We start from the raw sequence: 26,298 nt of genomic DNA, 5'->3' as shown, positions 1-26,298 counted from the left end.
GGTGGTTCAGGCGGTGGTTCAGGCGCTGATCGGGTCGTGGCAGGTGACCAGCTTCGTCCCGTCCACGAAGGCCGTCTCGACCTGGAGGACGGTGAGCATCTCGCGCACCCCGGGCATGACGTCGTCGACGGAGACGACCTTGCGGCCCAGCTCCATGCACTCGGCGACGGTGCGGCCGTCGCGGGCGGCTTCGAGTACGGCCTCGGTGATCAGCGCGGCGGCTTCGCTGTAGTTGAGCTTGGTCCCTCGGGCCCTGCGGCGCCGGGCCAGGTCCGCCACCACGTAGACGTGCAGTTTGTCGATTTCGCGCGGTGCGAGGTTCATGGCGTCACTTCGCTTTCTCCAACGAGATGCCGGGCCGGTCCAACACGGGAACGGCCGCCAGGAAGAGCCAGGTCGTCACGACGAACGGCCAGGTGAAAGGTGATCCGCCGGACGGCTGGACAAAGGCCGTCCAGGCGGTCGTGAAGGGAACCGAGGCCACCGCGGCGAGCACGGCGTAGCCGGCGCTCCAGGGAGTGAGGGTCAGGAAGGTCGTCCCCAGGGCGATGGCGACGAGCACCGCGTTGTAGCCGTAGAGCCCCGCGCCGATGTGGTCGGCTGGCAGGCCCATGACATACGCGGTCAGGATCGCGACGGCGCTGCCGCAGGCGGCGGCGAGGGCCGCCCGCCAGGAGGTGACCAGCAGTCCGGCCAGCAGGATCAGGCCCGCGTACCACTTGTCGAGGAAGAAGACCTGACCGATGTTGTCGCAGAAGGCGTTGCCGATGTCCGCGGCCGACAGGCCGGTGATCCCGGCGACCGGGGCCGGTGACGCCGCCGCGGCCGAGGCCGTGGGCAGTGCGGTCACCAGGACACCGGTGACCAGACAGTACGGAGCCGTCAGCATGGGCAGCCCGACGCGGCCCAGGAGGCGGACGGACGCCGCTCCCAGCACCGAGCAGACCGCCGCGGCGAGCACGGTGAGCAGCGCGGTCCGCCACGAAGCGCCGAACCGGAGGAGGAGGGCGATGCCGGTGAGGCAGCCGCAGTAGCCCTCGAGCCCCGGGCGCAGCCGGCTGTCCCGGTCGGCGCCCAGGACCGCCGCCGTCCCCGTGGACGCCGCCGTGCCGAGCAGACCGAACACGCCGATCCACCAGCTGTCGGCGAACAGCGCGGCGACGAACAGCAGCCCTGTCCACGGGCTCGCGCTGAGCGCGACCTGCGCGATGCCGCGCAACTGCACCCGCCCGACGGCGACCGGTCTCCAGCTCGCGGGCCGCAGCACCGCCTGTCCCCCTGTGGGCATGCGTTTTCTCCCTGTGTAAGGAACACGTCGGATTCACCAACGCCCCGTCGACAGGGGGGAGATGGCACCCTTCAACACTTCGTTGACACTACGCCCGGGGCCTGTCACCGAAACCCTGAACCGCTGGTGACCACTCGGGCACGCAGAGGAATAACCACTGGTAGGGAGGGTGTGCCATCGGCCGCGGGCATCGCGCCTTGACCGCGAGCGAGAGAGTTGTTGGGCATCTCTTGGAACGATCCAGGCGAAGAACAAACCGGCCGTCCCGGGTGACGAGAGCGGTCGGGCGGGCATCCTGGTGGCGCCGTTGCCCTCTCACGGGTGCCACCGCAGGGGTGTCACCTCAGGGGCCGGGGCCTCGCCCACGGGGGCGGCCACCGCTGTTCCTCCCAGCCGTCCCACTCGGGCACGACACCGGCGCGGCGCGTACACGACACCCGGCGCGCCCTACCACCCTTATAACGTTGAAGAGCCTGCCGCCGACAGGAATGACAGCACGCGCGGGCTGCCGTGTCCAGACCCTGAATTCCCGTGCTCCGTCTCCGACTTGAGGACTGCCAGGCGAGACCGGTTCCGTTCACGTCGGTCGGGGTCAGGGGTCTGGACAGGGCCGTGGGGCCCTGCTTTCATGCTGCCGCGCCGACTTTTCCAACGTTATACAAGAACGCTTCCGTTCGGCGCACCCAGGTTCAGGCGTGGACAACTTCCGTTACGGAAAGGGTGAGCATGAGCCCAGGCAGACTCCGAATACCCTTCCTCGGCCTCGGCCGACTCGTCGCGCTGCTGCCGCTGCTGCTGGGAGCCGCGTTGCTGGTGCCGGCCCAGGTGAGCGCCGCCCCGGCCGCGGCGCCCCGTCCCTCCGCCGAGGCCGCCGACCTCGGCCTGCGGGGTGACTACTACCGGATGTCCAGCGGCACGGCGCTGGACTTCGCGTCGTACACCGGCACCCGGATCGACAGCTCCCTCCACGTCGACGACCTGCTGCCCACGCTGCGCGCCTACGCCGGGACCACGGACAACGTCGCGGTGCGCTGGACGGGCCGGCTCGAGGTGCCCGCGGACGGCGTCTACACCTTCTACATCAAGGGCGACAACGGTTTCCGGATGTCCCTCGACGGGGCCGGTGTGATCGACCACTGGACCACCGACTGGGACGTCCAGACCACCTCCGAGCCGATCACTCTGAAGGCCGGTCTGCACGACCTGGCCGTCGACTACAACCAGGGCAACGGCGGTGCCTATCTGCACACCGAGTGGTCGGGTCCGGGCTTCGCCCGCCAGCCGGTCCCCGACTCGGCGCTGCACCTGCCGTCCGGCTTCGCCCCCGCCGACGCCCAGGGCGCCGTCGCCGCGACCGGCCGGACCGCCACGATCGAGCTGCCCTCCACCGTGAAGGCCGTCCCGGCGGACGCGGCCAAGCACCTCGCGGTGCTCTCCGGGGGCACGCTCTGGTCTCCCGCGGTGGCCAGGGATCCCAAGAACGCCTCCCGGCTCCTGGTCACCGCCGGCAAGGACGACACCCCCGTCTCCCTCAACGCCGACGTGCGGATCAGCTACGACGGGAAGGGCGGCATCACCACCGCCGGCGGCGCCGAGCTCGGTCCCTTCTCCGTGGTGGCGCAGAACAACTCCACCTGGTACTTCGCCACCAAGTGGGCCAAGGACGTCTCCGCCAAGAACGCGCTGCCCGAGTACCCGAGGCCGCAGCTGACCCGCAAGGACTGGCAGAACCTCAACGGCACCTGGCAGTTCGAGGCCACCGCGCAGGACGCCGCGCTGCCCACCGGGAAGCTCTCCGGGCAGATCCTGGTGCCGTATCCGATGGAGTCGGCCCTGTCCGGCGTCGCCAAGCACCACGACTGGTCGCTGTACCAGCGCACCTTCACCGTGCCGAACGGCTGGAAGGTGGGTTCGGGCAACCGGCTGCGGCTGAACTTCGGCGCGGTGGACTACGAGGCCTGGGTCTATGTCAACGGCAGGCAGGTCGCCCACCACACCGGCGGCTACGAGGAGTTCGGCGCCGACGTCACCGACGCGCTCACCCAGCGCGGTACGCAGACCCTGCTGGTGAAGGTCAAGGACACCACGGACGACCGGTACGCGCTCGGCAAGCAGTCCACCGACCCGAGCGGCATCTGGTACACGCCGACCTCCGGCATCTGGCAGACCGTGTGGATGGAGCCGGTGCCCGAGGCGAGCGTCGACTCCCTCTTGCTCACCCCGGACCTGGCGGACAACTCGCTCTCCGTCACCGTGCGCCCCACCGCCGGGACCGCATCGTCGGCGAAGGTCACCGCCACCGCCTACGCCGGCAACAAGGCCGTGGGCTCGGTCACCGGACGGGCCGGTACCGCGCTGCGCCTCCCGATCAGCAAGCCGCACCTGTGGAGCCCGGACGACCCGTACCTCTACGACCTCAAGGTGACCCTGGACGGCGGGCGTGCCGGAAAGGACCAGGTCGGCTCCTACTTCGGCATGCGGTCGATCGAGGTCGCCCCGGTCGGCGGCGTCAACAAGATCCTGCTCAACGGGAAGCCCACCTTCGTGATGGCCACCCTGGACCAGGGGTTCTGGCCGGACGGCCTGTACACCGCGCCGACCGACGAGGCCCTGAAGTACGACCTGGTGGAGCACAAGCAGCTCGGCTTCAACGCGGTGCGCAAGCACATCAAGGTGGAGCCCGCCCGCTGGTACTACTGGGCCGACCGGCTCGGTCTGATGGTGTGGCAGGACATGCCGAGCCGTATGACGGCGGCGGCGGACACACCGGAGACGCAGACCTTCATCGACCAGGTGCACACCATCGTCGACCAGCACATCAGCAGCCCGTCGATCGTCATGTGGACGATGATGAACGAGGGTTGGGGCGAGTGGAGCAAGGCCGCCACCGGTGAGCTCGCGGACGCGGTCAAGAAGCAGGACCCGTCCCGTCTGGTGGATGCCCACTCCGGCGTCAACTGCTGTGCCTCCAAGGGTGATTCGGGTCGCGGTGACATCATCGACTTCCACGACTACCACGGCCCGGCGAACCCCGCCCCGGACGCGACCCGGGCGTCCGTCGACGGGGAGCACGGCGGCTACTCGTATGTCGTTCCCGGCCACATCCTGGGGACCGCCGGCGGTCAGGACTACGGTGACGCCGCCACCAGCACCGAGGAGCTGACCAAGGCCTATGTGGAGAACACCAGGAAGCTGATCCAGCGCGCCTCCTGCGGGCTCTCCGGCTCCGTCTACACCCAGGTCACGGACGTGGAGGGCGAGCTCAACGGCCTGCTCACCTACGACCGCAAGGTGGTCAAGGTGCTGCCGGGCCCGGTGCGGGAGATCAACCAGCAGGTCATCGCGGCGGGCTCGGCCGCGGGCGGGGTGAACGCCCCGCCGGGCACCCCGGGACTGACCGGAGTGTCCTGGTGGCCGCTGCACCAGCAGTCCGGCACGGTCGCCACGGACGTCGCCGGCGGACACGACGGCACCCTCAAGGGCGGCGCGACCTGGACCTCCGGGCCGAACGGCGGCGCGGTGCAACTGGACGGCACAACCGGTTACGTCGACGCCGGCGCGCCCGTCCTGGACACCGAGAAGGGCGACTACTCGGTGGCCGCCTGGGTCCGCCTCGACGACAAGGGGCACTTCAGCACCGCGGTGTCCGTCGACGGGGACAGCAGCAGCGTCTTCTACCTCCAGTACGCGCAGGCCGACAAGCGGTTCGCGTTCAGCTTCTCCGGCGCCCGGGCGCTGGCGGACAGCATCGGTGAGCCGCAGGCCGGCAAGTGGTACCACCTGGTCGGCAGTTACAGCCACCGGGACGAGGCGCTGCGGATCTATGTGGACGGCACCGAGGCGGGCTCGACCCGCGCCTGCAACGGGGAGGTGCCCTCCGGGAACCTGGTGATCGGCCGCGGCAAGTACAACGGCGGCCCGGTCGACCACTGGACCGGCGCGATCGCCGACGTGCACGCCTACGACCGCGCCCTGAGCGGGGCCGAGGTGGCCTCGCTGGCAGCGCACGAACCCACCGCACCCGCCAAGCGGTGACGACGGCGGGAGGCTCCCGGTCCACCCCGGGAGCCTCCCGCCCCTCCCCCACGCACCACGCCGCATTCCCACCCTGCGGCCCTTCGGCGGCCGGTCGACGTCGCCGACCTCGCCGACGTCGCCGGCCCTCGCCGTGCCAGAGCAGTCGCCCCACCACGCAAGGAGTGCACCGACCATGACCACCCCTCGCCGATCCCGTCTCGTGGCCGCCGTCTGCCTCGCCGCCGCCGCGACCCTCACCGCCGCGGGCTGCTCCAAGGAGGAGGGCACCGGCGCGGCCTCCTCCGACACCAGCCAGGGCGCCCAGGTGGTGCAGTCGCCGTCCGCCGACTCCTCGGGATCGGGCTGCACCCTGGATGCCTACGGCGCCACCAGGATCGACCTGAAGAACGCGGTCGTCGGCTTCTCGCAGTCCGAGAAGGAGGCCAACCCGTTCCGGATCGCCGAGACCCGGTCCATCAAGGACGAGGCCGCCAGGCTGGGCGTCAAGAAGCTGCTCACCACCAACGCCCAGTCCCAACTGTCCAAGCAGATCAGCGACATCAAGGACATGCTGGCCCAGGGCGCGCAGCTGCTCATCGTGGCGCCGCTGAACTCCGACGGCCTGGAGCCGGCGTTGCAGGCCGCCGCGGCCAAGCATGTGCCCGTGATCACCGTCGACCGCAAGCTCAACGCCACCGCCTGCAAGGACTATGTGGCCTTCCTCGGCTCGGACTTCGTCGAGCAGGGCAGGCGGGCGGCGGACGCGATGATCGAGGCGACCGGCGGCAAGGGGAAGGTCGCGATCCTGCTGGGCTCGTCCGGGAACAACGTCACCACCGACCGCACCAAGGGCTTCGTCGACCAGGTCAAGGCGAAGGCCCCGGGCCTGGAGATCGTGGCGCAGCAGACCGGCGAGTTCGCCCGGGACAAGGGCCAGCAGGTGATGGAGCAGCTGATCCAGTCCAAGCCGGACATCACCGCCGTGTACGCGGAGAACGACGAGATGGGACTGGGCGCGGTCACCGCCCTCAAGGGGGCCGGCAAGAAGCCGGGCAAGGACGTCAAGATCATCTCTGTGGACGGCACCCGCAACGCCGTGCAGGCCCTGGCCGACGGCCAGTACAACGGGGTGATCGAGTCCAACCCGCGGTTCGGACCGCTGGCGTTCTCCACCGCGCAGAAGTTCTTCGCCGGTGAGTCCATCCCGGAGAACGTGATCATCTCCGACCGCGCCTACGACGCGTCCAACGCCAAGGACTCCCTGTCCGGAGCCTACTGAGACGCCCTCGGGCCGCCCGGGCCGCCCCGGACCGGGCGGCCCGCTCCCCGCTGATCGACCGACGGAAGGCCTGACCCCATGGCACCACCCGAAGCGGCAGTCGCCGCACCGCACCCGGACGCGGACGGCGCCGCGCCGCCGGCGGTGCTGGAGGCCGTCGGCGTCGGCAAGCGCTTCGCCGGAGTGGTGGCGCTCGACGACGTCTCCCTGACGCTGCGCCGCGGTGAGATCCACGCCCTGGTCGGCGAGAACGGCGCCGGCAAGTCCACCCTGATCAAGGTGCTCACCGGCGTGCACCGCCCCGACACCGGGGAGCTGCGCCTGGGTGGACGGCCGGTGTCCTTCGCCCGGCCGCACGAGGCGCAGCAGGCCGGTGTGTCGACCATCTACCAAGAGGTCAACCTCGTCCCGATGATGAGCGTGGCGCGGAACATCTTCCTGGGCCGCGAGCCCAAGAACCGCCTGCGCCTGATCGACTTCCCCCGGATGCACCGGGAGGCGGCCGAACTGCTGGCCGGCTTCGGCGTCACGGCGGATGTGCGCCGCCCCCTGAACACCCTGGGCGTGGGCACCCAGCAGATGGTGGCCCTGGCCCGCGCGGTCTCGGTGCGGGCCAGTGTGGTGGTGATGGACGAGCCGACCTCCGCGCTGGAGCCGCGCGAGGTGGAGACACTCTTCCGGGTCATCGAGGACCTGCACAGCCGGGACATCGCCGTCCTCTACGTCAGCCACCGGATGGACGAGCTGTACCGCATCTGCGACCGGGTCACCGTCCTTCGCGACGGGCGTCTGGTGCACACCGGCGACCTCGCGGACGTGGACCGGATGCGGTTGGTCTCGCTGATGCTCGGCCGGGAGGTCGCCGAGGTCCGCCGGCACGGCGTCACCGGCTTCGGCGCGGAGCATGACGCCGCCCGTGAACCGGTGCTCACCGCCGAGAAGCTGAGCCGCCGTCACCTGCTCGACGAGGTGTCCCTGGAGTTGCGTCCCGGGGAGGTGCTCGGCCTGGGCGGCCTGCTGGGTTCCGGGCGCACCGAGACCGCCAAGGCCCTGGTCGGTGCGCTGCCGCTGGACTCCGGCACGGTCTCGGTGGCGGGCAGGCCACTGCGCCGCCTCTCCCCCGCCGCGGCGATCCGGGCCGGTGTCAGCCTGCTCTCCGAGGACCGCAAGGCCGAGGGCATCGTGCCCGGTCTGTCGGTGCGGGAGAACATCGTCCTGGCCGCCATGCCCCGGCTGTCCCGGGCCGGTGTCGTCTCCCGCAGGCGGCAGGACCGCGTCGTCGAGATCTTCATGAAGCGGCTGCGGATCAAGGCGGCAGGACCCGAGCAGAAGGTCGAGGAGCTCTCCGGCGGCAACCAGCAGAAGGTGCTGCTGGCCCGCTGGCTCTGCCTGGAGCCGAAAGTGCTGCTGCTGGACGAGCCCACCCGCGGGATCGACGTCGGCGCCAAGGCCGAGGTGCAGGCCCTCATCGACGAACTGGCGCAGGAGGGGCTGGCGGTGCTGCTGATCTCCTCCGACGTCGAGGAACTGGTGGAGGGCGCGGACCGGCTGGTGGTGCTGCGCGGCGGCGCGGTGGCGGGCGAGCTGGCCGGCGACCTGGTCAGCGAGGCCGACCTGCTGGACGCGCTGGCCGCACACACCCCCGAGCCCGCCGCCCGGGCGCCGCGCACAGCGCCGGACACGGTGCCGCACACGGACGAGGAGCAGGAATGACCCAGCTGTCGCCGGCCCTGGGACGGACCAGGGTCCGGCTCGCCGCGCCCGCCTGGTTCCAGAAGTACGGCGTCTACACGGCGGTGCTGGTGCTGCTCGCCTTCAACGCCGCGTTCACCGACCACTTCCTGACCGCCGCCAATCTGCGCACCCAGCTGGTGCAGGTCGCCCCGGTCGTCATCGTGGCGCTCGGCATGGCGCTGGTGATCGGCACCGAGGGCGTGGACCTGTCGGTGGGGTCCACAATGGCGCTGGCCGCCGCGCTGCTGCCGCTCTACCTCGGCTACGGACTGATCCCGGCGCTGCTCGTGGCGCTGCTGGCCGGGGTCGTCGTGGGCGCGGTCAACGGCACCCTGGTCGCGGTGGTGGGCCTGCAACCCATCGTGGCCACCCTGGCCCTGTTCGTCGGCGGCCGGGGCCTGGCCCTGGTGATGGCGGACGGTCAGCTCAAGCAGATCGTCAACCCGGACCTGCTGGCGCTGGGCAGCGGGGAGGTGCTGGGCGTCCCCGTGGTGGTGCTGACCGCGGGCGTCCTGGCGCTCGCGGTGGCCGGCCTCGTGCACCGCACCACGTTCGGCCGGCAACTGGTCGCGGTGGGCGGCAACCGGTCCGCCGCGGGGCTCGCCGGGCTGCCGGTCAAGCGGGTCCTGATCGGCGTCTACGTCCTGTGCGGGGTGCTGGCGGCGCTCGCCGGCGTGCTGGCCACCGCCCGGCTGACCGCCAGCGACCCCTCCGCGCTCGGCAACCTCATGGAGCTGTCCGCGATCACCGCGGTGGTGGTCGGCGGCACGCCGCTGTCCGGCGGCTCGGTACGGGTGCTGGGCACCGTCACCGGCGCGCTGCTGATGCAGCTGCTGCGGGCCACCCTGGTCAAGCACGACCTGCCGGACTCCACCGCGCAGATCGCCCAGGCCGTCATCATCCTCGTCGCCGTCTACGTCGCCCGGGAGCGTCGGTCCCGATGAACTCACTCACCACCCCCCGGCATCCGCCGGCCGCGCCCCGTACGGCGGCGTCCCCCTCCCCGGCCGCCGGCCGGGAGCGGATCGCCTCGCTCCTGCAACGGCACGGCGCCCTCGCCGTCCTCGCGGCGGTCGTCCTGGTCTCCTCGTTCGTCTTCCCGTCCTTCGGCACGCTCGACAACGCCCAGAACGTCGCCGTGCAGGCGTCCTTCACCGCCGTCGTCGCCCTGGGCATGACGCTGGTGATCATCACCGGCGGCATCGACCTCTCGGTCGGGTCGGTGTTCGCGCTCGGCGGCGTGCTGGCCGCCTGGGCCTCGCAGTACGGCCTGTGGGCCGCGCTGCTGCTGCCGCTGGCCGTCTGCGGGGCGATCGGCACCCTGAACGGACTGCTGATCGCACGGGCCGGCATGGCCCCCTTCATCGTCACCCTGGCCACCCTGCTGGGGGCCCGCGGCCTGCTGCTCGCCCTCACCGACGAGGGCGCCACCACCTACCTGGTGCCGCGGGGCTCGGCCTTCGCCGGACTCGGCCAGGGGACGGTGGGCGGCTTCGGCTACCCGGTGCTCGTCGCGCTGGCGCTGTTCGCCGCGGGCGGGGTGGTGTTGCAGCGCACCTCGTTCGGCCAGTCGCTGTTCGCGGTGGGCGGCAGCGCGGACGCCGCGACCCTGATGGGGCTGCCGGTGGCCCGCACCCGGGTACTCGTCTACATGCTCAGCGGGCTGCTCGCCGGGTTCGCCGGCGCGCTGAACGCCGCCCGGCTCTCCTCCGGCGTGACGATCGTCGGCGTGGGCATGGAACTGGACGCCATCGCCGCGGTGGTCATCGGCGGCACCCTGCTCATCGGCGGCGCGGGCTCGGTGAGCGGCACCCTGTGGGGGGTGCTGCTGCTCGCCGTCATCCAGAACCTGATCAACCAGATAGGCTCGCTCAATTCGTCCTACCAGTCCGTGGTCAGCGGCGGCTTCCTCATCGTGGTGGTCGTGGCCCAGCGGTACCTGGCGCGGGCACGCCGCACCTGATGACAGACGCCGTGCCGCAGGACCCGTCGCAGTCCTGCGCTCGGCCCGACAAGGAGGGAACGCCGTGGGCGTCAGCCTCAAAGACGTCGCGCTGCGAGCGGGAGTGTCCATCAAGACCGTCTCGAACGTCGTCAACGACTATCCGCACGTCACCCCCGCCATGCGGGCCCGGGTGCAACAGGCGATCGACGAGCTCGGTTACCGCCCCAATCTCACCGCGCGCCACCTGCGCAAGGGCCGCACCGGGATCATCGCGCTGGCCGTCCCCGAACTGGGCAACCCGTACTTCGCCGAACTGGCCAGCGCGGTCATCGACGCCGCGGCCCGCCACCACTACACCGTGCTGCTCGACCACACCGCCGGCATGCGGGAGAAGGAGATGCTCGTCTGCCAGGGTTTCCGGACCCATGTGATCGACGGTCTGATCCTCTCCCCCATCGAACTGGAGAACCAGGACCTGCGCGGCCGCACCGAGACGTCGCCGCTCGTGCTGCTCGGCGAACGGGAGTACGACGCCCCCTACGACCACATCGCCATCGACAACGTGGCCGCGGCGCGCAGCGCGGTCCGCCATCTGGTCGGGATGGGGCGGCAGCGGATCGCCTTTCTCGGCGCGCGGGCGGAGAGCGCCCGCCAGCCCGCCCACCTGCGCCTCCGGGGCTGGCGGGAGGAACTGGCCGCGTCCGGGCTGCCGCACGACGACTCGCTGGTGGCCCCCACCGACGGCTACGGCCGGGCGGACGGTGCCCAGGCCATGGCCACCCTGCTGGACCGCGGAGTGCGGCCCGACGCGGTGTTCGCCTACAACGACCTCCAGGCGATCGGCGCCATGCGGGTGCTCGGCGAGCGCGGGCTGCGCATCCCGCAGGACGTCGCGGTGGTCGGGTTCGACGACATCGAGGAGGGCCGCTTCGGGGCGATCACCCTGACCACCGTCTCCCCCGACAAGCAGGCCATCGCCCGCCAGGCCGTCGGCTGCGTCATCTCCCGGCTGACCGGCACGTCCGACGCCGAGCCGCGCCGGCTGCGGCCGGGCCACGACCTGGTGGTGCGCGAGTCCACCCTGGGCAGCCACCGCTGAACCGGCCCGCCCCCTTCCCGAGGACCTCCCTGCAGCAACCCGCTCCGCGCGGCCCCGACGGCGACCTGGGCTTCCCCGGACCACCGGACCGGGCCTCCAGGTGGGCGCCGGCGACCGGGCGGAGATCACTCGTCCATGAAGACGATCCGCCGCGACGGCGTGGCGCCGCCCGGGGCGGTGGCCGTCGCGGTGCGGCCGGCCGGCACCGCGCGTTCCCGGCCCCAGGCTCGGATCTCCTCGATCTGCTCGGGGTTGACGCGGCTCAGGGGCACCGTGTTGGCGAAGGCGTCGAGCAGGAAGGACGGCTTGAGCAGGTCGGTGCCGCCGCTGCGGTACGCCTCCTCGCCCACGTCGTGCAGCGTGGACTCGATGTCGGAGCCCGCGAAGCCCTCGGAGAGGTCGACTAGACGGTCCACCTGCTCCGGCTCCGGGGCGGCCTTCAGATACCGGCGGTAGTACAGCTCGATGATCTCCTTGCGGTCCTGGCCGTCCGGCAGGTCGACGAAGAACAGCTCGTCGAACCGGCCCTTGCGCAGCAGCTCGGGCGGCAGGCTGCGGATGTCGTTGGCGGTGGCGACCACGAAGGCCCTCGACCGTGACTCCTGGAGCCAGAACAGGAACTGACCGATGATCCGCTGGGGCACGCCGGACATGTCGTCCCGGCCCGCGAGGCCCTTCTCGATCTCGTCGATCCACAGGATGCAGGGCGCCACCCGGTCGGCCTGCGCCAGTGCCTCCCGGAAGCGGCCCTCGGACTCGCCGAGGAACTTGCCGTGGATGCTGGCCATGTCGAGCCGGTAGAGGGGCAGTTGCCACTCGTGGGCGATGGCCTTGGCGGACAGGGACTTCCCGCAGCCCGGCACGCCCACCAGGAGCACCCCGCGGGGCGGTCGCAGCGCCGTGTCCCGCAGGTCGGCGTGCATCATGTCGTGCTTGCGCTTCAGCCACTGCCGCAGGCTGGTGAGCCCGCCGACCGTGTAGTCGCCCTCCTTGAGCTGGACGCGTTCCAGTCCGGTGAGGTTGCTGAAGATGCGGTCCTTGGACTGGGCGAGCCCGAGGACGTCGGTCTTCAGGATGGAGCCCTTGGCGGCGATGGTGGCCATCAGGTTGATGCACTCGGCCTCGGTGACACCGCTGAGGAACTCGGCCGCCCGCCGGGCGTCGTCCTCGTCCCACTCGATGGGGATGTGCCCGCGGTGGTCCGACAGGAAGCCGACGAGGGTGCCGTACATCTCGCCGGCGTCCGGCAGGTCCAGGTGCAGGCTCATGCCGAGCCGCTGCAACCCGCTCCAGATGGGCGAGTCGGTGATCAGGACGATGCTGCCCATGTTGTTGTCGGCGAGCCGGGCGAGTTCGGCGATGTGCCGGGTGACGGGGGTGTCGTCCTCCAGGTGATCGGGGTCGACGAGGACGACCGTGGCGTTGGGCCGGCTGCTGAACTGTGCGGCCGCGAAGTCCATGGCACCGGTCAGCGACCGGTCGTCCTGCACCGGTGCGTTGGTGCGCAGATCGCGCAGGCCGGTGGCGCGCGTGTAGATCCAGAAGGGCATGCTGCTGCGGCGCGGCTGCACGGCCGCCTCCCGCAGCAGGCGCAGGGCACGCTGCTGCTCGATGGTCCGCATGCCGATCACCGGCACCCGGGCGGAGATGTAGCTGTCGAGGTGGGCCAGGCTTTCCGAGTAGTTCGACATGCGTGCCTTCGGTCGCGGGGCGGACGGGTTCTGCGGGCGGGCGGAGGGCGGGCGATCAGGCCGAGTCAGTCGGTGATCACGCGGCGGCGCGGACGGTCCGCCGGGACATGGGCCCACGGGTCCGCGACGGGGACGGCCCCGGTGGGCGCGCTCGCGCCGGAGGCGGCCGGCTGCCCGGTGAGCAGGGCGGTGAGCGGGTTGTCGCGGAGGGTGCGCCGGCGTCGGTCGACCCATCGCGGGTCGGAGCCCTGGGCGGCGAGCCGGTTCAGGTTCCGCTCCAACTGGTCCTGCAGATCGGTGATCTGGGCGTCGACCAGCTCGGTCGTCGAGGTACGCGTCGACTCGGGCAGCCCCGGATGACCCGCCAGCGCCCGCACCGTCTGCAACTCGGTCCTCGCCTGGGCCAGCGCCCGGCCCGCCGAGAACTCGTCCGGGGCGGCGAGCATCGCTTGGAGGAGCCGCTCGGCCCAGGCCTTCAGGCGGGTGTCGAGGGCGTCGCCGAGGTGGAGCACGAGCCGCTCCCAGGTCTCGCCCGGGAAGTGCTCCTGGGCCAGCGCCGGCAGCGCCCCCGGATGCACGGCCTCCTCGGCGGCCCACCGGCGCAGGAACTCCACCCAGGTCTCGTACGGGCCGCCGTGCCCCCAGTACGCGGTCACACCGTGCCGCCGGGCCTGCGGACGACGGTCTCGCCGGGCGGGAGCGGCTCCCAGTCGGGCAGCCCCTCGACCACCTGGCGGACGCGGTTGGTCACGCGCTCCCCGGTGGGCCTGCGGGTGGCCGCCCACGGTGACTCGCCGCCGGACGCACTCGGCGACGCGCCGGGCGCGGGCCACCGCGAGCTCCCGGGTGGCCGCCGGGGCGGCGGCGGGACTGCGGGGTACGGGCCCGGGGTGGTGCTCATGACGCGGTTCCTTCCTTGGCCACGGTGCGGCCCTCGAACGGCGAGCCGCCCTGGGTCGCCGTCATCAGAGACTTGATCAGCTCCCGGCAGTGCGGCTCGACGCCGTCGGCGGTGCGGAACTTCTCGTTCCAGTCGGTGAGTTCCGCGGAGGCCGCACGCAGTTGGTGCAGGGACTCCAGCTTGGCCTGCTCCAGGACCCTGCGGGCGTTCTCCTGGAGGCGGGACGCGGCCTGGGCGCCGTTGTGCAGGACGAAGCCCCAGACACCGCCGACGACCGCGGCGATCACCAGCGCGACCAGGATGCTGGCCGCCCCGACGAGCACCAGGATGCCGACGAGGACGAGCGCGAGCGGCGTCGCCTTCTTCGCCCACGGGTAGGCGTACGAGTTGATGAAGGGCTGCGTGTACTGGTCCCAGTGGGCGTGGAGCGACCGCTCCAGATCGGGCAGGGGCTGCCTGAACGAACCGGCCCAGGGCGGCAGGTGGAAGCTCTGGGCGGTCACCGTGCAGACCGTGCTGAAGTGCGCCTGGACGTCCTGCGGCATGGCGGCGCGGTAGTCACGGGTGAATCCGGCGTGCGCCTGAAGGAACCACTCCTGGCAGGCGGCGACGGAGAGCCGCTGGGTCGCGGGCGAGGTGCCGATGGCCGCCGGGTTGAGCGCGGCGGTGGTCTGCACCGTCAGGTAGTCGAGCGTCTCCTCGTACGAGGCCGAGTCGGCGTCGGCCGTGTGGCGGGCCGCGTCCAGGTCGCCGCCGTGGTCGATCACCGCGTGGTTGAAGGCGAGGTCGCGGCGCAGCGGCAGCTCCTCGTCGTCGTACTCGGAGACGAGCCGGTCGAGGATGTCGTCGACCGCGTCCTCCAGCCGCTCCGAAGGCTGGAACTCCTGGTCCAGGATGGCGCGGTACTTGTCGAGCACGGCCTGGTGGGCGCGGGCCCGGCTCAGGACGCCGTCGAGCTGCGGCCACTGCGGACAGATCTGGACCAGGCGGGGGAAATCGGCCGCCGCGGACGGCTGCGCGAGGGAGTCGACCTCCTCCCGCCAGCGCGTGATCTGCTTGGTCTGGGCCTCCTCGCTGTCCATGAGCCGTTCGCGCCAGCGGGCCAGCGTCCCGTTGAGCAACTCCCGTCCGGCGAGCCCGAACGCGCCCTGGGCGATGGACTCCAGGATGACGGCGAACTCCCGGCCGAGGGCCGCCGGATCCTGCGCGAGCAGATAGTGGCGCAGCCACCGCACCGCCGCCTCCGGCCGGTTCTGGCGGCGCAGCACGAGCGCGAAGAACAGCGCCGTACGGTCCGGCGAGCGCCGGAAGGCCTCCTCCACGGCGCGCTCGCACAGCGACCGGTCGTCGGCCGACCAGGAGGCGAGGGCGACCAGCGCGGGGGCCAGCCAGTAGCGGGGAGTCTGGAGCATCAACTGGTCGCCGACCATACGGACGTTGTCCTCGGAGACCAGGCCCAGGTCGAAGGCCTGGAGCATGCCGACCGCGGTGCGCCGGACGGTCTTGTAGTGGCCGAACTCGTGGTCCACCTGGTCCTGGATCACTCCGACCCGCGTCTCGGCGCGCTGGACGTTGGCCGTGAGCTGCGCGGTCTGGACGAAGGCGAGGAACTCGTCACGCAGCTGCTGGAGTTCGGTGCGGGTCTGCTGCTGGTCGGCCTGCACGGCGGAGACCTGGCCCGACACGGAGCCCACCTGCTCGCCGAGTCTGACCACGAGGTTGCTGACCTGCTGCACCTTGTGGTGCAGGGCGACGTCCACCTCGGACATTCGGTTTCTCCGATCACACGGTTCTGTGGGGACGTACGTACTGGTCGCACGGCGCCTCCCGGGCCGTACGGCTCGGTGCGGAAAGTGCCGGTGTCAGGGGCGGACGACGGTTCCGTCGTCGAGGACCGGCAGGAGCAACCCGCCGGAGTAGACCTCGACGAAGGCGTAGCCACCGGAGCGCACCAGCATCCGGGCGCCCGAGAACGGGTCGGGCACCGCTTCGGACGGGGAGAAGTGCCGGACGATGACGGCGAAGAGGTCGAGCTGGTGGTCGACGTAGGGCGGGCCGAGGTAGCAGCGGGCGAAGAAGCCCAGCGGGATCTCGCCGTAACTGGCCCGGTACTCCTCGCCGATCCACTGGGCGAGCTGCCGGCGGGCGGTGTCGTCCAGGCCCGCGTCGAGGCGGCCCACCGCGTCGCGCAGGCCCTGCGGGCGCGGAGCGAGGCGCTCGCGCCGCAGCGGTGCGGCGGGGCCCGGCGCCCCGACGGTCCTGCGAGGCGCGGCTCCCGCGGTCAGGCCCTGGTCCGTGCGGCGCAGCGTGTCGGACGACGTGGACGGCGTACCGGCCCCGCCTGTCTGCACGATGCGCCGGGGCCGCTCCACATGGCTCATGACATCCCCCGACTTTCCCCCGGATTCGAACGATGGCGCTCGCGCTCGCGCCGGCGCGAGCGACACGCGTCGCGACCGGCGGGAGGTGAGACTAGTCACTCCGTCCTCATCATGCGACTCCAGGCGGCCTGTTGACACCCTGACGACCCGTTGGGCTCCCGAATCCGCCCTGTTCCCGCCCAGTTCACGCATCCCATCGGCCTGCGGGGCTGACAGACTCCCCGCCATGGGGTCGATCTATGCGTTCATGGCGGGCATCAACGACTATCCGCCGGAGACCGCCGCACCGCTGACGGGCTGCGTCAACGACATCTCCGAGGCACGGCGGCTCCTGCTGGACCGCACCGGGGGCGCCGCCCGGATCCGGACCGTGCTGGACGGCGCGGCGACGGTCACGGCGGTGGAGGACGGCATCCGTACATTCCTCGGCACGGCCGGGCCCGGGGACACGGCGTTGTTCTGGTTCTCCGGGCACGGCACCGAGGAGGCCGCCTCGGGCGCCGATCTGCTGATCGAGGCGACCGGGCGGAACCAGGCGCTGATGTGCGCGGACGGGCCACTGCCGGACAAGCGGCTCGGCGCGCTGCTCGACGCGGTCGCGGCGTGCGGCGTCCACATGGCGGCGGTGCTCGACTGCTGCTACTCGGGGGGCGCAACCCGAAACGCCGGGGAAGCCGCCGACCTGACCGCGCGATACGCGCCACCACGGCCCGGCGGACGGGCCCCGGCCGGCCGTGACGTCGCGGTGCCCCAGGGGCCCGCCCGGCATGTGCTGCTGGCCGCGAGCAGGCTCGACCAGCTCTCGTACGAGGGGCACTTCGGGGGCCGGCGGCACGGCGCCTTCACCCACGCCCTGCTGGGCGCGGCGCGCGCCGCGGGCCCGGAGGCCACCTACCGTCAGCTGCTGTCCGCGGCCGACGCGCGGATACGGCGCTCCGGGGCCCGGCAGCAGCCGGTGCTGTATCCGGCGACCGCGGGCGGAACCGCCGATCTGCCGTTCCTCGGGGGCGCCGCCACGGGCGTCCCCGGAGAGCATCTGCTGCGCCACGGCGCACACGGCTGGGAGGTGGACTGCGGAACGACCCACGGGCTCCCGGACGGAAACGGCCCCGACGGCACGGAGTTCGCCGTGGTCGGCGTCGCGGACACGGGACCGGCACCGGCGCTCAGGGCCCGCGAGGTGCACTCCGACCGGACGCTCGTGGACCCGCTGGGATGGGCACCCGACACGGAACGGGTGTACCCGGTGGCACTGTCCGCGCTAACCTCTCCGCCCGCGACGGTGAGCGTGGAGGGCGCCGGGCGGGTCGGCGCGGAGGACCGGCTGCGGGCGGCCGTCGCGTCGTACGGGCCCGGAGGTGGTCGTGCGCCCCTGGTACGGGTCGTCGACGGACTCGAGGAGAGCGCGGACCTGCACGTGCGGCTGGTGGTGGAGGACGGGACCGCGCGGGTACTGAGTCGGGACGGCACCGCGTTCGTAGGGCCGTTGCCGTTCGGCCCGGACGGCGACGCGCGGGGGGTGGTGGAATGCCTGACCCATCTCGCCCGCTGGCACCGGCTGCGCGACCTCACCTCCCGGCCCTCGGCGCTGGACAACCTGGTGCAGGTCGAGATCGTGCCGTGGGACGCGCCGGACGGGCGGGCGCTCATGGCGGACGGGAGCGGCGAGATCGTCTGCGCCTACGCTCCGGAGGGTATGCCCGGGCCGCGCGAGCCGTGGGTGTCCATCCGCCTGCACAACCGCTCACCGACGCGCTCGCTGTGGTGCGTGCTGCTCGACCTCACCGACAGCTACGCCGCCGACCCCGTGCTGTTCCCTGGGCACTTCATCGGTCCCGGCCGCATCGGACACGCCCTGGACGGCGATCCCGTGCAGCTCTCCCTCCCGCCGCACCGGCCCGCCGTACCGGGGGCCCACGTCCGGGACTGGCTGAAACTCATCGTCGCCGAGGGCGAGTTGAACATGGCGCCGTTCCAGCTGCCGTCCTGGAATCCGGCCCGGGCGGGCAGCCGCGGCGACGGGGCGCGGCCCGAAGCCGACGGGGTCCTGCGGTTCACCGCGCCCGAGCGGGCGGCGGGCTCCCGCGAGGCGGGCCGGGTCCCCCAGGGCGCGCCCGGCCGTTGGGCGACACGAACGATCGCCCTCCGCACCGTCGTCCCGTCTCCCGGCCGGGGGCCTACTGACCGAGATGGGTGAACCCCGCCCAGGCGCTCAGGTCGTCGGGGTCGATGTGCCGGACCCGTTCGGCGAGTTGGGCGGGCAGTGCGTCGGGCGTCTCCCGCGCGGGGTCCAGCATCCACAGCTGGGCCCGGCGCAACGCCCTGGCGGGCGGTTCTCCCCCGGTGCGCAGGAAGTGGTGGGTCAGGAACATCAGCACCGACGTCGCCTCGTCCGGCACGGGCCACAGCGAGCCGACGACGGACCGCGCACCGGCCACCAGGAAGGCGGTGGCGAGGCTGTACGCCTCGTTGTGGCCGCGTCCCGAGACATGGCTGCGGCAGGAGGCGAGCAGGACGAGCCCGAGCCTGCGGCGGCCGACCCCGCCGACCGCCTCGGTGAGTTCCTCGGCAGCCAACTCGCCGCCGTACAGCGACAGATGCGCGGTACGGCGGCTGTCGCGCGCGATGGAGGCGTGGCAGGCGAGGTGCAGTACGGCGCCCTCCTGGCCCTGGTCCTGCTGCTCGGTGTCCGCGCCGGTCAGCCAGGACAGCACCTCCTGCGGGGTGCCGGGCCCGTCCGCGTCGCCGCCCGCGCGCCGTCCCAGGAACCGGCCGCGCGGGTAGAAGGCGCGGTACACCGCGTCGGCCTCCTCACCCGCGTACCGGAGGTCTCCGGTGGGGTTGCCCACGACCAGCGCGGCACCCGAGTGCACGGCCTCCGGCCGGGCGGCCACATCGCACAGGAGGCGCGCGGAGGCCGCGTACGAGATCTCCGCCTCGTGCAGCGCGTAGTGGCGCCGCCCCTCGGGCCCCTGCTCCCAGGCGGCGTGCCAGGGCACGAGGCCGAGCGGGCCCATCGGCACGAACACCAGCCGCGGGATCCGCCCGGTGCGGGTACTGAACACGTCGAGCAGCGGCCACATCGCGGCGTACCACGCCCACCCGCACAGCCGGTCGAGCCGCTGCCGCAGCGACGGCGTGTCCGGGTGGGCCGGGGGCTGACCGGTCACGGGGCCGAGGTCCCGCTCGTGCCCGGCGGAGTCCCCCACCGCCGGCTCGGGGCTGCGGCCGCCACCGTCCTCGAAGGCGCGCACGTGTTCCAGCAGCGGTGGGGCGTCGTCGGTCAGCGTGGGCAGCGGCACCGAGTGCACCGCTCCGGTCGAGGTGACGACGACGGCGGCGCCCGGGGTGCCGTCGGTGGCGGGGACCAGGTAGACGAGGGCGTCCTTGCGCAGGGTCCGCAGCGCGGAGCCGATCTCGTCCGGGGCCGGCGGGTCGAGGAGGCGGTCCTGGACGGCGTCAGCGCCGGTGAGGGCGGCGAGTACCCGGCGGCGCAGGGCGCTGGGCACGGACAGCGGGACCCGAACGGCGGTGAGCGGGTCGGCGGGCCCGTCGGTGAGGCCCGCGGCGTGCCACTCGTCGGCCAAGGCGTCGTGTCCGGCCGCGACCAGACGCTCGGGCACGGTGCGGGAGGTGGTGGCGGCATGCAGGACGAGGCCGCGGCAGGCGTCCAGGGCCTGCACGGCTTCTTCCAGGGCGTTGTCCCGCAGGCACCAGCCGGCCACTTCGAGCGCGCTCGAGGTGGCCTGGACCGCGGCCTGCGCCGCGTGCTCGGTGCCGGACTGGAGCAGCGCGGCCCACGCGTGGCCGCGCAACGCGTCGAGCCCGGTGCGGCGGCCGGCGGCCCGGTCGTCACGGCGCAGCTCCCCTCGGGTGCGGTAGGCCCGGCCGAGGGCAAGTCCGATCTCCGCGTGGAGCCGGTGCTCGGGGCCGCCGGCCGTCCGGAGGGCTGACTCCAGGAGGGCGATCCCCTGGGCGAGGTCACGGGCACGGGCCGAGGGCGAGAGCCGCGTCGTGGAGAGCGCGCAGTGCCCCGCGCCGAGGCAGTAGCCGTACCGCAGCCGGCTGTCGCTGCCCTCGTCCACCATGTCGTGGGCTTCCCGGATCAGCTCCATGGCCTCGACGATGTCGGCCGTGTTCCCGCTCTCGCAGGCCCGCGAGAACCGGTGGATCCCGTTGTCGCCGAGCACCCAGGCCCGGTGGTCGCGCGGCAGTTCCTTCGCGGCCCGCCGCAGTCGGGTCAGGGAAGGGCGGCCGACGAGCGGGGGCGCGGGCGGGGCGCCCAGTTGCTGGGCGAGCCGGTCCCGGGCGGACCGGGCGTTCTCCAGGTGCGTCCAGAGCTCGATCCGGGTCGGGTCCTCGGTGTCGAGCGAGTCGTGCGCGGCGCGCATCTCGGCGAGGTGCTCGTCCACGGCCCGCAGGTCCCCCCGCCGGGCGGCGGCCTGCGCGTCGAATCCGGCCTGCTGGGCGTCCAGCACCCGGCGCAGGTACGGCGTCAGATGAGGGCTCTCGCGCATGCGCCGCCACAGCTCGCCGGCCGTCTCCACGTCGTCGCCGGCGCCGGCTGTCTGCCCCCGGTGGGCCGTGGCGGCGAACCGGGCCAGGTCGATGCCGTGCCCGAGCCGCCCGTCGCCCTGCGCGCCGCCCGTGGCCTCGGCGGACGTGAGCAGGTCGAGGACGTCGTCGATGCCACGTCCGGAGCCGGCCAGTTCCTCACGCAGCCGGGACTGGGCGACCACGGCGTGGGCCTTGCGCTGCCACTCCGGATCGTCCTGCCCGTAGGAGAGGACGCAGTCGATCAGCTCGTCCTTCTGCGCCGCGGTGAAATGGGTGCCATGCGGGTCGGAGAAACTCGCGTTCGAAAGGAGGACGAGGGCCAGGTTCGCGCGGTCGCAGCCCGGCTCGGCCGCGCGGTAGCGGGCGAACATCTCGTCGACGGCCTCCGAGAGCGGGGCCAGGTCCGCGAAGGCCTTGAAGATGCCGGGGAAGTCGTCGTCGCCGCCGGCGAAGCCCAGGAAGCCGCGCCCCTCACCCAGATCGTTCAGCAGGCCGAGGTAGGCGTCCTGCAAGTCGTCCAGGCGCATCCCCTCCGGGACGGCGTCCGGGCTCTCGGGGACCACTCCGTGCCGGTCCTCCAGCATGTGCCAGGCCCAGCCGCCCAGGAAGCGCGCCGACGTGTGCAACGCGGCGAGCCGCTCGTCGTCCAGGACCGTGCCCGCGCAGGCGGTGATCTCGTGAAGTCGCTCCGCGTCGGGATCCTCCCGGTAGCGGCTGTACTGGAACACCATGAGGAAGAGGGCCGTGACGGACACCTTGCCGTCCCGCTCCGGCTGCCAGATGTCGACGGCGCGCCGCATCAGTGCGATCGCCCGGTCCTGCCCCGCGCCGTCGCCCCGGACGCTCGCCCGCTCGTACAGCAGCCGTCCGAAGCAGTCGAGATACACCGGGGTGAGCTGGTCCACGTTCTCCCGGTCGGCCAGCAGCCCGGACAGCTCCGCCTCGGCCGCGGCGGCCTGGGCCCGGTCCTTCCAGGTCAGCCAGATCAGACAGCGGATGAGGACACTGCGGGTCTCGGCCTCCCAGGCCCAGGACGGCCGCTGCCCCGTCAGTTGCCGCGCCTGGAGGAGCGCGGAGCCCAACTCCCCGCGGGCCTGCTCCAGTTCGGCACGGTCACGGACGGCTGTGCCGTGGCTCATGAGGGCGAGGCCCAGGCTGAACCGGACGCGCGGCAGATCGCTGCCGGGCAGTCGCGGCTCGAGCACGGCACGGTAGGCGGACGCCGCGGCCTCGGCGTCCGCCGGGTCGGAGCGCAGCTCGAACCGCTCCATATGCAGGAAGCCCCGGGCCTCCGTCAGATCCACGGCCTCCTGACCGCCGGGTTCCAGGTCGCCGGCCGCCTCTTCGTGCAACCGCAGCGCCTCGTCGAGGAGTTCGACGCGCCGTTCGGCCGGTTCGGCGGCGCCGAGGTACCGCTGCTTGGAGCCGGCGGCGAGCAGCTGACGTCCCAGCTCCCGTACGAGGTCGTAGTCGGGGTCGGCCGCGGGCAGGGCAGCCATGCCCTCGGTCAGCAGGTCCCAGCACGCGTCGAGGAGCCCTTCGGCCGGCTCGGCGTCGTACTGGAGCGCCCGGACATGCCCGTACACGACCCGCCAGGCCGCCCAGTCGCCGTCGTCCCCGGGTGTCCGGAAGGCCAGCGAGAACGCCTCGGCGGCCAGCTCCAGGTCCGCCGGGTCCCCGGCCAGCACGTGCAGGCGGTAGCTGAGCTCACCGGCCAGTGCGCATCCGACGGAGGCCTCCGGCGCGTCGGAGGCCGTCGTGGAGAGGGCGTCGAGGACCGCCTCGCGTTCGGCGCGCAGCTCGGCGACGAGCGTGTCGTCCGAGGTCGGGCTTGGTGTGGTCACGGTGCGGGCTCTCCGGGTCAAAGGGTTCTGGAAGGGCGGGATTTCCGGAGGGCCGGGCCGAGGGGGGCGCGCCCGCCGGGGCCGGGGCGGGCGTCAAGGCGCGAGGCGCACGTAGTAGGGCTGGAGGACGGAGTCGAGCCACTCCCGCCCTTGGGCCGTGTCGAAGTCCACGGCATCCGACTCGTCCGCACGCAGCGCCCCGGCCGGGCCGCGGTCGCCGAACAGCAGGACCGTCCGGTCCCCGGGCTCCCGCTTGGACGACCACACGAGGCCCTGCGCCCACGGTTCGGTGTGGCGGCGGATCCAGTGCGCCCAGTCGCGGGTGTAGGGGTACTCGTGCGCCTCGGTGTGCACCAGCCAGCTGTCCTGGTGCACGGCTGCCAGGTCCTGCGCGGTCATCAGCGGCAGGACGCACAGGTCGGCGGTGAGCCGCAGCATGCTGAGCCGGCGTCCCTGGACCGCGCGGCGCGGCAGCAGCCGGGGCCCGCCCGAGGGGTCGAAGGGCAGCGAGCGCAGCAGCGTCTCGCACACGGCGGCCGCCGCGCTCAGGCCCGCGTAGAGATAGCCGTACGGGTCGCAGGACGTGCCGTCGAACCGACCGCCCCCGTAGAGGCAGTGGGCGGGCCGGGGATTGAACTCGGCGGCGGCGCGGTGGGATCCGTGGACGCGGTACAGCAGGGTGCCGCGCGCCAGTGTCACCTTGCCGGGGGTGCCGGTCAGCGCCTCGGGCGGCCGGTAGTTGGGCACTGTCACTCACTCCCCGTCCATGCGTCCTCCATCAGGAACCGTGCCGTGTCGGCGAGTTGACGGTCCCTTCCGGTGCCGAGCAGCCGCGCGGGACTGGTGCCCAGCCAGGAGTTGGCCGACAGCCACCAGTCCGCGGCGCCCCACGGGTCCCGGTCGGCGGCCAGCAGCGCGTTGACCTCCAGGACGACCAGCCAGGGCAGGGTGTCCTCGGCGAACTGGAAGCGCGGCAGCCGTACGTGCCCGCCCGGGCCCGGCAGCCGGATCAGCTCGGGCGCGCGGGGGTCGCCACCGTGCCGCAGGACCGTCGCGGCGTCCAGCGCCGGCTCCGCGAGCAGGCGTTCGCGTACCGGGCCGAGGACCGGCCCGACCATGCGGTGCCCGTCGATCAGCAGCACGGCCAGGTCCTCGGGCGCGAAGCCCTGAACCGTCGGCCGGCCGCCGGGGGCGGAGGGAACCGCGACGAGGCGCGCCTGCGCGGCGGTCCCGAACTCCTCAGGCAGCCGTTCCCGCAGCAGTCCGGCGGCCTCGTCCGCGGCGGCCCCGCGGGCGGGTGCCGCCCGCTCCGGGTCGCGCACGACGGCGAGCAGTGCGGCCAGCCGGGCGCGGGTGTCGTCGCCGAGGCGCCCCGCGACCTGGTCCCAGCCCGCCGCGGCCGCGGCGAGGACGACGTACGGATCGCCCGGCCCCACCGGGCCGACGGCACCCATCGGATTCAACGCCTCTCCCCGTCCGCGTCGGCCTTCTCGTACTCCGCGCGCTCCCCGGGCTCCGCGCGCTTGTCGTGTTCGGTGCGGCTGTCCTGCTCCCGCTCGTCTCCGTCGGGCTTCGCGGGTCGCGCCAGCAGCCGTTCCAGGAGGTCGGCGACAGCGTGGCGCCGTACGACGAAGTGGATGTCCCAGTCGGCGCCGCGCACGAGTTCGGCCTCGACCGCGGGCCACAGGGCCGCGAAGCTCTCGAGCGGGGTGAGTCCGCCACGCCCGGCGCCGAACAGCGGCAGGCAGACGGAGCGGAGCGGAGGGTCGTACCGCCCGGCCTCCTCGCCGAGCAGAGCGAAGACCCGCGCCACGCCTCTGGTGATGTCGGCGGGCTGCACGTCGTAGTCGTTGCTCTCGGGGCGGGGCACGGCCACGGCCACGTGGTAGAGGCGGCGGACACCCTGCGCGTCGAGCGCGCCCGCGGAGGTGACGGCGACGGTACCCGGCAGGACCGCCCGGCCGGCGGCCCCGTGCCGGGCGGTCCACTCCCCCAACTCGTCGTGGACGCGGTCCTCGACGAGTCCCCCGGCGGGATCCCGGCGCGCCCCCGCCCGGCGCAGCGTCGCGGAGACGGACGACTTGTAGGGCGCGGGCAGCGCGAAGTACGTGTTCGACGGGGAGACGACGACGTCGACGTCCCGTAACAGGTCGACGGAGTGGACGTGCACGGTGACGGGGACGGTGCGGTGGCGCGTCCGGACGTCCAGGACCCGGTGGGCGGCCCGGACGCGGTCGTACGAGGCCGGGGCGGCGAGGGGCGGCTCGGGGCGACCGGCGGCCCGCACGATCTCCTCCGCGACCTGCCCCAGCACCATGAGCTCGTGGTACTTGCGGAAGCGCTCGACGCTCACCCCGTACACCTGGGCGGCCCGTCTGCGCCGGTCGGCGGACGGCCAGTCCCGGGTGCCCTGGGCGAGACCGAGGCTGTACTCGGCGGCGGTCTGCAAGGTGCCACCGCCCAGCCGGGAGACAGCGAGCCGCAGTACCTTCTCGACCGGGCCGCCCGGTAACCCGCCGCCTTCGCGCGGAAGTTCGCGGGCCAGCGCGGCGAGCACGGGCACGTCGAGTTCGCGCAGTCGGACGACTCCGGCTCGCCGCACCTTCCGCACCTCCGCGAGGACCGCTCCGTGGTCGGGCGCGTACGAGTGCTGCGGCAGCGGCATGCCGATCAGCATGCCGCACCGTCAGGGCTCCCACAATCCCGTTCCGTCCTCCATTGCAGCGCACGGGCCGGGCGCGAACGGGTCGGATCCGGGGCGTGGACGGGGCTCGGGCCGAGCCTAACTCCGCTTGGTGAGATGCTTCCTGAGTGAGGCGATGACCGCGGGGGCCTCCGCCGTCAGGTAGAAGTGGCCGCCGGGGTAGACCTGGAGGTCGAAGTCGCCGGTCGTGTGGCCGCGCCACGCCTCTGCCTCGGCCATGGTCGTCTTGGGGTCGCTGTCGCCGGTGAGGACGGTGATCGGGGCGCGGACGGTGACGTCGGGGGCGCACCGGTAGGTCTCGATCGCCTCGTAGTCGCTGCGGATGGCGGGGAGGATCATGCGCAGGATCTCCTCGTCGCCGAGCAGCGCGGTGTCGGTGCCGGCGAGGAGCTTCAGCTCCCGCACGATGCCCTCGTCGGAGAGGCGGTGCACCTTCTCGTCGCGGACGGTCGACGGCGCGCGTCGCCCGGACGCGAACAGTCGGACGAGTTCACCGCCGTCGGCCTCGAGGCGGCGGGCCACCTCGAAGGCCAGGGTGGCGCCCATGCTGTGCCCGAAGAACGTGGTCGGCCGTGCTTTGAGGGCGGGGCCGAGGGCGTCGTAGACCTGGTCGGCGAGGGTGGCGATGTCCCGGGGCGACACCTCCTTGCGCCGGTCCTGCCGTCCCGGGTACTGCACCGCGAACACCTCGGCCACGGAGGACAGTTGAGCGGAGACGGGGAAGTAGAAGGACGCCGAGCCGCCCGCGTGCGGGAAGCAGTGGAGCTGGGTGGAGCGGGAGGGGGCCGGGTGGAAGCTCCGGGCCCACAGGCTCTCCTCGGTGGACGTACGGGTTGTCACGCTTTTCTGGACCTTTCG

General features: G+C 72.8%; 19 protein-coding genes. 7 read left to right on the top strand and 12 right to left on the bottom strand.

From position 1 onward, the window contains the following. Positions 1 to 18: 18 nt before the first annotated feature. Positions 19 to 324, bottom strand: coding sequence for an urease subunit gamma (locus tag ACIHCX_RS19735; RefSeq protein WP_400031066.1), 306 nt, complete (start codon positions 322 to 324; stop codon positions 19 to 21). Between the two features lie 4 nt (positions 325 to 328). Beyond that, the gene (locus tag ACIHCX_RS19730) at positions 329 to 1,288 is read right to left on the bottom strand and encodes an urea transporter (RefSeq protein WP_400031064.1); all 960 of its coding nucleotides are present in this window, start codon (positions 1,286 to 1,288) and stop codon (positions 329 to 331) included. A 726-nt stretch (positions 1,289 to 2,014) separates the two neighbouring features. Between ACIHCX_RS19730 and ACIHCX_RS19725 the strand changes: the two genes are divergently transcribed. The 6 genes from ACIHCX_RS19725 (at position 2,015) to ACIHCX_RS19700 (ending at position 11,362) form a co-directional block, all read left to right on the top strand. Then, a complete protein-coding gene (locus ACIHCX_RS19725) occupies positions 2,015 to 5,323 on the top strand; it encodes a LamG-like jellyroll fold domain-containing protein (RefSeq protein WP_400031062.1) in 3,309 nt (1,102 codons plus the stop codon). A gap of 175 nt (positions 5,324 to 5,498) precedes the next feature. Then, a complete protein-coding gene (locus ACIHCX_RS19720) occupies positions 5,499 to 6,584 on the top strand; it encodes an ABC transporter substrate-binding protein (protein ID WP_400031060.1) in 1,086 nt (361 codons plus the stop codon). Between the two features lie 78 nt (positions 6,585 to 6,662). After that, complete coding sequence (locus tag ACIHCX_RS19715) at positions 6,663 to 8,297, top strand: sugar ABC transporter ATP-binding protein (protein ID WP_400031058.1); 1,635 nt, start codon at positions 6,663 to 6,665, stop codon at positions 8,295 to 8,297. Then, positions 8,294 to 9,262, top strand: coding sequence for an ABC transporter permease (locus tag ACIHCX_RS19710; protein WP_400031056.1), 969 nt, complete (start codon positions 8,294 to 8,296; stop codon positions 9,260 to 9,262). Before ACIHCX_RS19715 ends, ACIHCX_RS19710 begins: the two co-directional genes overlap by 4 nt. After that, positions 9,259 to 10,281: an ABC transporter permease gene (locus tag ACIHCX_RS19705; protein ID WP_400031054.1), complete on the top strand. Its 1,023-nt coding sequence runs from the start codon at positions 9,259 to 9,261 to the stop codon at positions 10,279 to 10,281. Before ACIHCX_RS19710 ends, ACIHCX_RS19705 begins: the two co-directional genes overlap by 4 nt. A gap of 64 nt (positions 10,282 to 10,345) precedes the next feature. Next, positions 10,346 to 11,362: a LacI family DNA-binding transcriptional regulator gene (locus tag ACIHCX_RS19700; protein ID WP_400031052.1), complete on the top strand. Its 1,017-nt coding sequence runs from the start codon at positions 10,346 to 10,348 to the stop codon at positions 11,360 to 11,362. A 125-nt stretch (positions 11,363 to 11,487) separates the two neighbouring features. Here the strand turns inward: ACIHCX_RS19700 and ACIHCX_RS19695 are convergent, their stop codons facing one another. The 5 genes from ACIHCX_RS19695 to ACIHCX_RS19675 all read right to left on the bottom strand — a co-directional run bounded on the left by ACIHCX_RS19695 (position 11,488) and on the right by ACIHCX_RS19675 (position 16,335). Beyond that, the gene (locus tag ACIHCX_RS19695) at positions 11,488 to 13,053 is read right to left on the bottom strand and encodes an AAA family ATPase (RefSeq protein WP_400031050.1); all 1,566 of its coding nucleotides are present in this window, start codon (positions 13,051 to 13,053) and stop codon (positions 11,488 to 11,490) included. 65 nt (positions 13,054 to 13,118) lie between these two features. Next, a complete protein-coding gene (locus ACIHCX_RS19690; RefSeq protein WP_400031048.1) occupies positions 13,119 to 13,709 on the bottom strand; it encodes a hypothetical protein in 591 nt (196 codons plus the stop codon). Beyond that, positions 13,706 to 13,954 (bottom strand): hypothetical protein, encoded by a 249-nt coding sequence (locus ACIHCX_RS19685; protein WP_400031046.1) that lies wholly within the window; start codon positions 13,952 to 13,954, stop codon positions 13,706 to 13,708. The genes ACIHCX_RS19690 and ACIHCX_RS19685 overlap by 4 nt, the downstream gene beginning before the upstream one ends. Next, a complete protein-coding gene (locus ACIHCX_RS19680) occupies positions 13,951 to 15,723 on the bottom strand; it encodes a hypothetical protein (protein WP_400031044.1) in 1,773 nt (590 codons plus the stop codon). The genes ACIHCX_RS19685 and ACIHCX_RS19680 overlap by 4 nt, the downstream gene beginning before the upstream one ends. 93 nt (positions 15,724 to 15,816) lie before the next feature. Continuing rightward, positions 15,817 to 16,335, bottom strand: coding sequence for a hypothetical protein (locus tag ACIHCX_RS19675; protein WP_400031042.1), 519 nt, complete (start codon positions 16,333 to 16,335; stop codon positions 15,817 to 15,819). A gap of 226 nt (positions 16,336 to 16,561) precedes the next feature. Here ACIHCX_RS19675 and ACIHCX_RS19670 point away from each other — a divergent pair, with 226 nt between their 5' ends. Further along, complete coding sequence (locus tag ACIHCX_RS19670; RefSeq protein WP_400031040.1) at positions 16,562 to 18,532, top strand: caspase family protein; 1,971 nt, start codon at positions 16,562 to 16,564, stop codon at positions 18,530 to 18,532. Here ACIHCX_RS19670 and ACIHCX_RS19665 read toward each other — a convergent pair. The 5 genes from ACIHCX_RS19665 to ACIHCX_RS19645 all read right to left on the bottom strand — a co-directional run bounded on the left by ACIHCX_RS19665 (position 18,513) and on the right by ACIHCX_RS19645 (position 26,280). Further along, complete coding sequence (locus ACIHCX_RS19665) at positions 18,513 to 22,736, bottom strand: CHAT domain-containing protein (RefSeq protein ID WP_400031038.1); 4,224 nt, start codon at positions 22,734 to 22,736, stop codon at positions 18,513 to 18,515. The two genes, ACIHCX_RS19670 and ACIHCX_RS19665, sit on opposite strands and share 20 nt — an antisense overlap. Before the next feature lie 93 nt (positions 22,737 to 22,829). Beyond that, entirely contained in the window at positions 22,830 to 23,489 is a 660-nt protein-coding gene (locus ACIHCX_RS19660; RefSeq protein WP_400031036.1) for an RES family NAD+ phosphorylase, read from the bottom strand. Beyond that, positions 23,486 to 24,190, bottom strand: coding sequence for a hypothetical protein (locus ACIHCX_RS19655; RefSeq protein WP_400031034.1), 705 nt, complete (start codon positions 24,188 to 24,190; stop codon positions 23,486 to 23,488). The genes ACIHCX_RS19660 and ACIHCX_RS19655 overlap by 4 nt, the downstream gene beginning before the upstream one ends. 5 nt (positions 24,191 to 24,195) lie before the next feature. Next, entirely contained in the window at positions 24,196 to 25,401 is a 1,206-nt protein-coding gene (locus tag ACIHCX_RS19650) for a hypothetical protein (RefSeq protein WP_400031032.1), read from the bottom strand. Positions 25,402 to 25,518: 117 nt separating this feature from the next. Next, entirely contained in the window at positions 25,519 to 26,280 is a 762-nt protein-coding gene (locus tag ACIHCX_RS19645; protein ID WP_400031030.1) for a thioesterase II family protein, read from the bottom strand. Positions 26,281 to 26,298 lie beyond the last annotated feature (18 nt).

Origin of the sequence: Streptomyces sp. NPDC052043 (assembly GCF_044548235.1) — a bacterium.
Taxonomy (GTDB): Bacteria; Actinomycetota; Actinomycetes; order Streptomycetales; family Streptomycetaceae; genus Streptomyces.
The sequence above is the reverse complement of the archived record's forward strand: the minus strand, read 5'-3'. Positions and strand labels throughout refer to the sequence as shown.

Bases quoted from the DNA above. Each gene is read 5' to 3' on its own strand.
- ACIHCX_RS19730 (WP_400031064.1), bottom strand. From the start codon at position 1,288: ATGCCCACAGGGGGACAGGCGGTGCTGCGGCCCGCGAGCTGGAGACCG.
- ACIHCX_RS19735 (WP_400031066.1), bottom strand. From the start codon at position 324: ATGAACCTCGCACCGCGCGAAATCGACAAACTGCACGTCTACGTGGTG.
- ACIHCX_RS19680 (WP_400031044.1), bottom strand. From the start codon at position 15,723: ATGTCCGAGGTGGACGTCGCCCTGCACCACAAGGTGCAGCAGGTCAGC.
- ACIHCX_RS19670 (WP_400031040.1), top strand. From the start codon at position 16,562: ATGGGGTCGATCTATGCGTTCATGGCGGGCATCAACGACTATCCGCCG.
- ACIHCX_RS19720 (WP_400031060.1), top strand. From the start codon at position 5,499: ATGACCACCCCTCGCCGATCCCGTCTCGTGGCCGCCGTCTGCCTCGCC.
- ACIHCX_RS19655 (WP_400031034.1), bottom strand. From the start codon at position 24,190: ATGGGTGCCGTCGGCCCGGTGGGGCCGGGCGATCCGTACGTCGTCCTC.
- ACIHCX_RS19725 (WP_400031062.1), top strand. From the start codon at position 2,015: ATGAGCCCAGGCAGACTCCGAATACCCTTCCTCGGCCTCGGCCGACTC.
- ACIHCX_RS19675 (WP_400031042.1), bottom strand. From the start codon at position 16,335: ATGAGCCATGTGGAGCGGCCCCGGCGCATCGTGCAGACAGGCGGGGCC.
- ACIHCX_RS19710 (WP_400031056.1), top strand. From the start codon at position 8,294: ATGACCCAGCTGTCGCCGGCCCTGGGACGGACCAGGGTCCGGCTCGCC.
- ACIHCX_RS19715 (WP_400031058.1), top strand. From the start codon at position 6,663: ATGGCACCACCCGAAGCGGCAGTCGCCGCACCGCACCCGGACGCGGAC.
- ACIHCX_RS19705 (WP_400031054.1), top strand. From the start codon at position 9,259: ATGAACTCACTCACCACCCCCCGGCATCCGCCGGCCGCGCCCCGTACG.
- ACIHCX_RS19650 (WP_400031032.1), bottom strand. From the start codon at position 25,401: ATGCCGCTGCCGCAGCACTCGTACGCGCCCGACCACGGAGCGGTCCTC.
- ACIHCX_RS19685 (WP_400031046.1), bottom strand. From the start codon at position 13,954: ATGAGCACCACCCCGGGCCCGTACCCCGCAGTCCCGCCGCCGCCCCGG.
- ACIHCX_RS19695 (WP_400031050.1), bottom strand. From the start codon at position 13,053: ATGTCGAACTACTCGGAAAGCCTGGCCCACCTCGACAGCTACATCTCC.